This is a genomic window from Streptococcus sp. E29BA (assembly GCF_041807805.1).
GTDB classification, from domain to species: Bacteria; Bacillota; Bacilli; order Lactobacillales; family Streptococcaceae; genus Streptococcus; species Streptococcus entericus.
On record NZ_JBGTZA010000057.1, the window covers coordinates 1 to 7,157 of the forward strand.

A 7,157-nucleotide genomic window follows, 5' to 3' on the forward strand; every position below is an offset into this window, starting at 1 on the left:
CCTCATTGTACAAAAGTTAGTCATAAACAGCAACATTTTTAATTTTAAAATTAAAAAAATCAAAAAATACACAAATATAATTGACAGGAAATTTTATATATGATAAGATTAAATAAAAGGAATGAAAGGGGATTCAATAAAATGAGTAAAAATTGTAGAATTAAAAAAATCATTGGTTCTTTAGACATTAAGCATTACCGCAGTTCGTATCTTCTTTCTGTCTCAACAAGTTGAGTGTTGCAGAAAATCAAATGATACAGTAGTTCAACTAATAAAATACAACTAATACCTTTGATGTTGGAAAAGTAGACCAATTGATGCCTTGTTTATAAAATTATCGTTATTATATCGCAATTCTCATATGAAATATAATAAGTNCCTTTGATGTTGGAAAAGTAGACCAATTGATGCCTTGTTTATAAAATTATCGTTATTATATCGCAATTCTCATATGAAATATAATAAGTAGAAGGACTAATAACATGAAAGATATTTTAAAAAAGAGCAGTATTACTGCTTTGGCAATTGTGGGAATAGGTGTAGTTATTTCCCAAGTGTCAGCAAGACAAATTGGAGATTACGATGTTACTATTCCTCGATTTGGAAATATTACAACGACCACTTTGTATAAAGAAAATCATACAAATGGAGTACATCAGAACGATGCCATTGGGGGGAATAAGAGAATCAATACCTCTATTCAGCTTTCAAGAACTGGAGCGGACATTACCGGAAGCTATCAGATGGGGCCAGGAGATGTTATTTATATGCCTTATCATGGAGGTGCAGGTGCATATATTGGTAGTGGGACAAAATTGAGTATTGCAACACCTGTATCTACGGTTGTAAAAGTACAAGCTCAGGGTTCTTGGAGTCCCGACGCACAATAAGAAATTAATAGATATAACGGTAATTTTATTTTAGGGGGAGGAGGCGACTGTCTTCTCCTTTGGTGTTATCATAGATTATTGAGGACGATAATATGATAAGTTATTTTTTAGCTGAGTTAAAGCGAGCTGTCTTATCTCAAAAGAACCTTATAGCTATGTTGCTGGTATTAGTCAGCCTCTTTATCGGAATGATGAGTAGCTGGGATTCAATCGCTGAATTTAAGGGAGTGTCGCTCTTCTTATATGCCTTTTCTTTGGGGTCAGGTGCTATCTTGCCAGTCGTAGCACCTCTGATTGTAGGTCTTCCGTTCTCAAATGCTTACTTGGAGGATAGGGAGAACCATATGATTTATGGGATACTGACCAGAACCACTCTAAAAACCTACTATATTGTGAAAATAGCGTCTAATAGTTTAGCGTCAGCGCTGTCTATCATGCTTCCCTTGACCTTATTCTTACTCACCAATAGGATCATGTTGCCATTTGAGAAAGGCTTGTATTTCGGTGAAATTGGTGGTGCGTGGTCGTCTGTTTTTCGTCAGCATCAGATGTTGTATGCTATCCTCACGGTGATAAACAGCGGTATCTTTGCTGCGGTCTATGCCAATCTCGGGTTGGTATCGACTTTCTTTATCAGTAACAAGCTAGCTTCTGCCGTTATTCCCTTTGGCTTATACCTGCTCCCGTCATTTGTTTTTCCGTTTATAAGACTGGATAGATTTGAACCAGTCACAACGTTTGATCTAACCGCCAATACGACAGCTAATGTTTTATCGGTCTATGGTCAGCTGTTGCTAATCCTATCTGTGACGCTTGTCGTCGGGTTTTTCAGACTAAAAAAGGAAGTGATCATTGATGATTCAACGGATGATTAGGCTTTTGGGGCAGAGGTATGAGAGAAAATTAGTTGTGTATGTCTTACTGCTGTTTTGCCTAATCAGTTTCAGCTTTCTCCAATTTAATCTGTCGTCATCAGAAAAAAATTTTTGGCTCTGGCAGCTTTATCTGACCAGTGATTTATACACTGCTATTGTGGGAGTACCCTTGGTCTGTTTAATCGGTAGCAGTTTTATCTCCAGACTATTTTTTCCGAGCCAACTAGCTCTACTACGTTTCAAAGATAAAAAACGGTTATTTAGGCATCAGTTCTTAGTACAGGTCATTTTTGGGATAACATTTGTCTGTTTACTGGCTTTAATGGGGATCCTGATTGGTATGTTTACAACAAATGTCAATGTGGCATGGACACCAGAAACGGTTAAGCACTACACAGACCTGTTTTCAGCACAGCCGTCTCTTGGCAGAAGCTTGCTTAGTCAAACTATCTTAGTCGCAATTAACTTTTACTGTTATTTATTCTTTTTGCTAAATCTTCATCAGTTTTGCCGACTGCTCTTCAGCGATAAGGTTTCTTTATTTTTAATGATAGCTTTTATCTTCTTTCAATCCTTTATCTATAAATTGACGATTTACTCACCTGTTCTTTCCTTGCTACCGATTTATCACTACCAAGCGGTTCATGTTGGAGCTGTTTGGGAAAACATGGTGTACTGGCTGTCTGGTAACCTTTCTTTGATAGCGATGACCTATATTCTGGCGATAAGACGGAACTATACAGACTAAGGAGATGCGATGTTAACAGTCTTGTTCAAGAAAAATATAACCCCAAAAATCGTACTTGCTGTGCTGGTGTTCTTTTTCCTGCTTCATTTATCGGGTCACTATATGCTCGGTACGGAGGCTGAAGAGAGTGTGCTAGATTACTACCAGCTGAATTATCGCCATTTTTACCTTATTGCTAAGCACATCTCACCTATTCTCTTGTTCTTGTTTTTATTTGTGTTTAAGATTGATATGACAGAGAGTTATACTGGTTTACTCATTATGCGACAGGGCAATCAATATAAACACTTGTTGGACATCAGTTGCTATATCGCCTTGGTGGGAGCTGTTTACTGGTTGCTTTATTTTCAGGTGTTTTACCTCTTATCCGGAACCAGCCACATGCTCTCTCTTAGGGAGATGATCAGGTTGATAGTCATCATTGCTCAAACAAGCAGTTTATATTTTTGTTTATCTAGGGTGTTTAGAAATGCCCAAACAGCGGCGCTCATCTCTTGCGCAACCGTGGTTTATTTGAGTATGCAATCGCAAGGCATGGCTGATTGGCTCACATTAAGTCCAGTTCCGTTAATGGTCATCGTTACTAATCTACTTTTCATCATTATTGACATCACTAAGAAAGGAGTATTGCATCTATGAAGACAATTGAGATTAAGGAGATGTCGTTCTCTTTTGGGAGGCAAGATATTTTTAAACAGCTTAACGTCTCCTTTGCTTCTGGAGAAATCGTGGGCATCACTGGTAAAAATGGTTCTGGGAAGTCGGTCTTGTTTAAGATCATTGCTGGCTTGGCAAAGCCAAAAGAGGGTGAAGTCTGGGTCAATGGGAGAGAGGTTGCGACATCCACACGGTTTGCGGACAAGATTGGGGTACTGATTGAGGAACCATCGTTTTTGCCTGAGCTGACGGCTTACGATAATCTAGCTCTGCTATTGAGCATTAACCAAAACGTTTCCAAGGAAGTCATAGAAGGTGCGCTGGAGGCGGTGGATTTGCTGGCATTTAAGGATAAGAAAGTCAAGCACTTCTCTTTGGGCATGAAAAAGAAAATGGGCATCGCTCAAGCCATCATGGAGCATCCCAAGGTGTTATTGCTTGATGAGCCGATGAACGCTTTGGATGCAGATGCTGTGATGAAGATGAGAGATCTGTTTTTGCGACTGGCTAAACAAGGAACAACTGTTTTGATTGCTAGCCACAATCAAGAAGACATTGACTGTTTGTGTCACAAAGTGTACAAGGTTGAAGATTACAAGCTGGTCGAACAGTCATAGTGCGGTAAGTCAAGTATCGTTATAAAAATGAGCAATAGGGGCACTCACTCAATGAAACTACTTGCTCATTTTTATGTGGAGAGAAAGACTAGCTCAAGAGGCATTTTACAGCAGAAATATGACTTTTTTGCTGTTTTTTTTTATAATCAGGTTATGACACTATTAGATTTATTAAAGAAAAAATTTTTGAAGCCATCATCGAGCGAGGCGAGTGATGAGTATGGCGATGTCTCCTTGGAGGATACGGTCGTTTTTACTCAGCTGTCAGAAGAACCGCCTGCAAAACCGACCTACCGTCGGCGACGTAGCCAGAAGGATGACATGGAACAAGATGAGAGGACGAGTCTACTTAGCCGATTTCGGTTACCGACATCCCATCCCCTTCGTCGCTACTGGCGCCGTTACCATGTCGGCAAGGTGCTCTTACTCATGGCTGCGTTGTTTGGTCTTGTGGTAGGAGGCTACTTGTTTTATCTAGCCAAAACGGCCAAGGTCTCTGACCTTCAGGCTTCCCTAAAGGCTGTCACGGTCATCTATGACCGAAACAATGAGGAGGCAGGCAGCCTGTCTGGTCAAAAAGGCACCTATGTCGAACTAGATGCCATCAGTGACCAGTTGGAGCAGGCAGTGATTGCCACAGAGGACAGAACCTTTTATGACAATAGCGGGATTAACTTTCAGCGCACCTTTTTAGCGCTGTTGACTTTAGGGAAATCTGGTGGAGGCTCAACCATCACCCAGCAGTTGGCTAAAAATGCTTACCTGACTCAAGATCAGACCATCAAGCGTAAGGCCAGGGAATTTTTCTTGGCGCTAGAATTGACCAAAAAATACAGTAAAAACGACATCTTGACCATGTACCTCAACCACGCTTATTTTGGCAATGGGGTCTGGGGCGTGGAAGATGCCAGTCAGAAATACTTTGGGGTGTCAGCCGCTGAGCTGAGTTTAGATGAGGCGGCAACCTTGGCAGGTATGCTCAAAGGTCCAGAGATTTATAATCCCTATGCTTCTCTGGAAGAGGCCACCAATCGTCGAGATACGGTGTTGCAGTCCATGGTAGAGGCAGGCTACATCAGTCAGGAAGTTGCCGACCAGCATATGGCGGTAGCAATGGCAGAGCGTTTGGCTGATACCTATGCTGGCAAGGTGGATAATTACGCTTATCCTTCCTATTTCGACGCGGTGGTCAATGAAGCGATTGCCATGTATGGCTTGAGTGAGAAAGACATCGTCAACAACGGTTATCGGATTTATACCGAGCTTGATCAGAACTATCAAAGTGGCATGCAACAGACGCTTGATAATGATGAGCTGATTCCTGTATCTGAGATTGATGGCAGTCAGGCGCAGGCGGCCAGCGTGGCTCTAGACCCGACGACAGGAGGTGTTCGTGGTCTGGTCGGTCGTGTCAATAGCAGTGAACAGCCGACCTTTAGAACCTTTAACTTTGCAACTCAAGCCGAGAGAAGTCCGGCATCAAGCATTAAACCCTTGATTGTCTATGCGCCAGCTCTTGCCAACGGCTGGGCAACAGATAGTCTCTTGCCGAATAGCCATCGTGATTTTAACGGCTATGCCCCACACAACTTTGGCGGTTATGAGTCTGAGGATGTGCCTATGTATCAAGCCTTGGCCCAGTCTTATAATATCCCAGCGGTGTACTTGACCGAGAAGATGGGGATTGACCAAGCCATCGCTTATGGCAAACAGTTTGGCTTAGAGATGGATAAGGCTAATCGAGAATTAGGCATTGCGCTGGGTGGTAGTGTAACGACCAATCCGTTAGAGATGGCGCAGGCTTATGCGACATTTGCTAATGGCGGGGTCATGCCTAAGGCCCACCTCATCACCCGAATCGAGACAGCAGACGGACGTGTGATTAAAACCTACAAGCCGACAAGTCAGCGCATTTTGATCAAGGCTGTAGCAGACCAGATGACCAGCATGATGCTGGGGACTTTTTCAAACGGTACAGGGGTGCGTGCCAATGTCTACGGTTATACCTTAGCAGGGAAAACAGGAACAAGCGAAACAGCATTTAACCCAGAGCTTGTTGGTGACCAGTGGGTGATTGGTTATACGCCTGATGTGGTCATCAGCCAGTGGGTCGGCTTTGAGCAGACCGATGAGAACCACTACCTCAGTGATGCTAACGCTTATATGGCACCACAGCTCTTTAGCACGCAAGCGAGCTATATCTTGCCTTACACGGCAGGCACGTCTTTTTCTGAGGAAAATAGCTACGCGCTGGATGGTATCGCCCCAGAATATACTGATGAAGCCAGCCAAACAGAATCTCAAGACATCATCGATGGGCTTCGCCAATCAGCTCAAGAAGCCGCAGACAAACTTCGCCAAGCCGTCGACGACTCAGGTTTAAGAGAAAAAGCCCAGAACCTCTGGGATCAGCTGATCAATTATTTCAGATAAGTTGCCAATTGCTGTCAGATATGATAGAATAGGGTGTAAAAGGAGGCCTTATGGCACAAAAAAAAGCAAGTCTAGCCTGTACAGATTGCGGTAGCCGTAACTACTCGATTAGTGTCAGTAGCAACCCAAAACCCACTCGGCTAGAAGTCAAGAAATTTTGCAAGCATTGTAAACAGTACACCTTACATAAAGAAACACGATAGGAGAGCTCATGGGCATTTTTAAGGTTTTACGAGATACCACTTGGCCAACACCAAAACAGGCATGGAAGGACTATATTTCCATTCTTCAGTACACCGCATTTTTCACACTCATCATTTTTATCTTTGACAAACTCTTGTCACTAGGTATTTTTGAGTTGATTAACAAATTTTAACCTGAATCAACAGAGGCTTCATCATCAACTAATGTTGAACGATACTGACATCGAGAGAGAATCAGAGTTGTCTTCTCTCGTTTTTTCTTCTATTTTTGGCTCTATAATTTCTGTAGTGGGTAAATCCACCATGGAGATTATAGAGCCTTTTGAGTGTAGAAAAAAAGTTCCAGATGACCTACAATGAAAAGTGCTTAAACAACTCATTAGAAAGACACATATGGAACAGTTCAATTCGATCACAAACCTACTCGGAATTAAAGACCCTAATATCACTATTTTGGAGATTGTGGAGGCTGGGAGTTACAAATAGGTCATCGCTAAACTCGATTACCCTGCTCCAAAATGCCAACATTGCCAGGGACAGATGGCCAAGTACGACTTCCAGAAACTATCCAAAATACCTTATCTTGAGTGTGCTGGTTACAAGACACTCATTCGCTTGCGAAAGCGCCGGTTCCGCTGCCAGAAATGTGGAAAAATAGCTGTCGCTGAAACGTCACTGGTCAAGTCAACCATCAAATTCCTGTCATTCTTAATCAGAAAATCGCTCAAAAATTG

At 42.2% G+C, this 7,157-nt stretch carries 8 protein-coding genes and 1 pseudogene; all 9 read left to right on the forward strand.

The annotated features are described in order from the left end of the window. Positions 1–482 precede the first annotated feature (482 nt). The gene (locus tag ACERC8_RS09510; RefSeq protein ID WP_373659647.1) at positions 483–890 is read left to right on the forward strand and encodes a hypothetical protein; all 408 of its coding nucleotides are present in this window, start codon (positions 483–485) and stop codon (positions 888–890) included. 92 nt (positions 891–982) lie between these two features. Continuing rightward, positions 983–1,765, forward strand: coding sequence for an ABC transporter permease (locus ACERC8_RS09515; RefSeq protein ID WP_373659648.1), 783 nt, complete (start codon positions 983–985; stop codon positions 1,763–1,765). Continuing rightward, a complete protein-coding gene (locus tag ACERC8_RS09520; RefSeq protein WP_373659649.1) occupies positions 1,746–2,513 on the forward strand; it encodes a hypothetical protein in 768 nt (255 codons plus the stop codon). The genes ACERC8_RS09515 and ACERC8_RS09520 overlap by 20 nt, the downstream gene beginning before the upstream one ends. 9 nt (positions 2,514–2,522) lie before the next feature. Next, positions 2,523–3,152, forward strand: coding sequence for a lantibiotic ABC transporter permease (locus ACERC8_RS09525; protein ID WP_373659650.1), 630 nt, complete (start codon positions 2,523–2,525; stop codon positions 3,150–3,152). Further along, the gene (gene ccmA / locus ACERC8_RS09530) at positions 3,149–3,787 is read left to right on the forward strand and encodes a heme ABC exporter ATP-binding protein CcmA (protein WP_373659651.1); all 639 of its coding nucleotides are present in this window, start codon (positions 3,149–3,151) and stop codon (positions 3,785–3,787) included. Before ACERC8_RS09525 ends, ccmA begins: the two co-directional genes overlap by 4 nt. A gap of 153 nt (positions 3,788–3,940) precedes the next feature. Beyond that, complete coding sequence (pbp2a, locus tag ACERC8_RS09535) at positions 3,941–6,220, forward strand: penicillin-binding protein PBP2A (protein WP_373659652.1); 2,280 nt, start codon at positions 3,941–3,943, stop codon at positions 6,218–6,220. Positions 6,221–6,270: 50 nt separating this feature from the next. Beyond that, positions 6,271–6,423, forward strand: a complete 153-nt coding sequence (gene rpmG, locus ACERC8_RS09540) for a 50S ribosomal protein L33 (protein ID WP_373659653.1) — start codon at positions 6,271–6,273, stop codon at positions 6,421–6,423. Continuing rightward, on the forward strand, positions 6,420–6,596 hold the full coding sequence (gene secE, locus ACERC8_RS09545; protein WP_026216633.1) for a preprotein translocase subunit SecE: 177 nt from the start codon (positions 6,420–6,422) through the stop codon (positions 6,594–6,596). The genes rpmG and secE overlap by 4 nt, the downstream gene beginning before the upstream one ends. Positions 6,597–6,816: 220 nt before the next feature. Continuing rightward, positions 6,817–7,157 (forward strand): annotated as a pseudogene (locus ACERC8_RS09550) (transposase family protein); the annotation flags it as partial.

Coding starts and splice junctions, on each gene's coding strand:
- ACERC8_RS09510 (WP_373659647.1), top strand. CDS start 483: ATGAAAGATATTTTAAAAAAGAGCAGTATTACTGCTTTGGCAATTGTG.
- pbp2a (WP_373659652.1), top strand. CDS start 3,941: ATGACACTATTAGATTTATTAAAGAAAAAATTTTTGAAGCCATCATCG.
- ACERC8_RS09525 (WP_373659650.1), top strand. CDS start 2,523: ATGTTAACAGTCTTGTTCAAGAAAAATATAACCCCAAAAATCGTACTT.
- ACERC8_RS09520 (WP_373659649.1), top strand. CDS start 1,746: ATGATTCAACGGATGATTAGGCTTTTGGGGCAGAGGTATGAGAGAAAA.
- ACERC8_RS09515 (WP_373659648.1), top strand. CDS start 983: ATGATAAGTTATTTTTTAGCTGAGTTAAAGCGAGCTGTCTTATCTCAA.
- rpmG (WP_373659653.1), top strand. CDS start 6,271: ATGGCACAAAAAAAAGCAAGTCTAGCCTGTACAGATTGCGGTAGCCGT.
- ccmA (WP_373659651.1), top strand. CDS start 3,149: ATGAAGACAATTGAGATTAAGGAGATGTCGTTCTCTTTTGGGAGGCAA.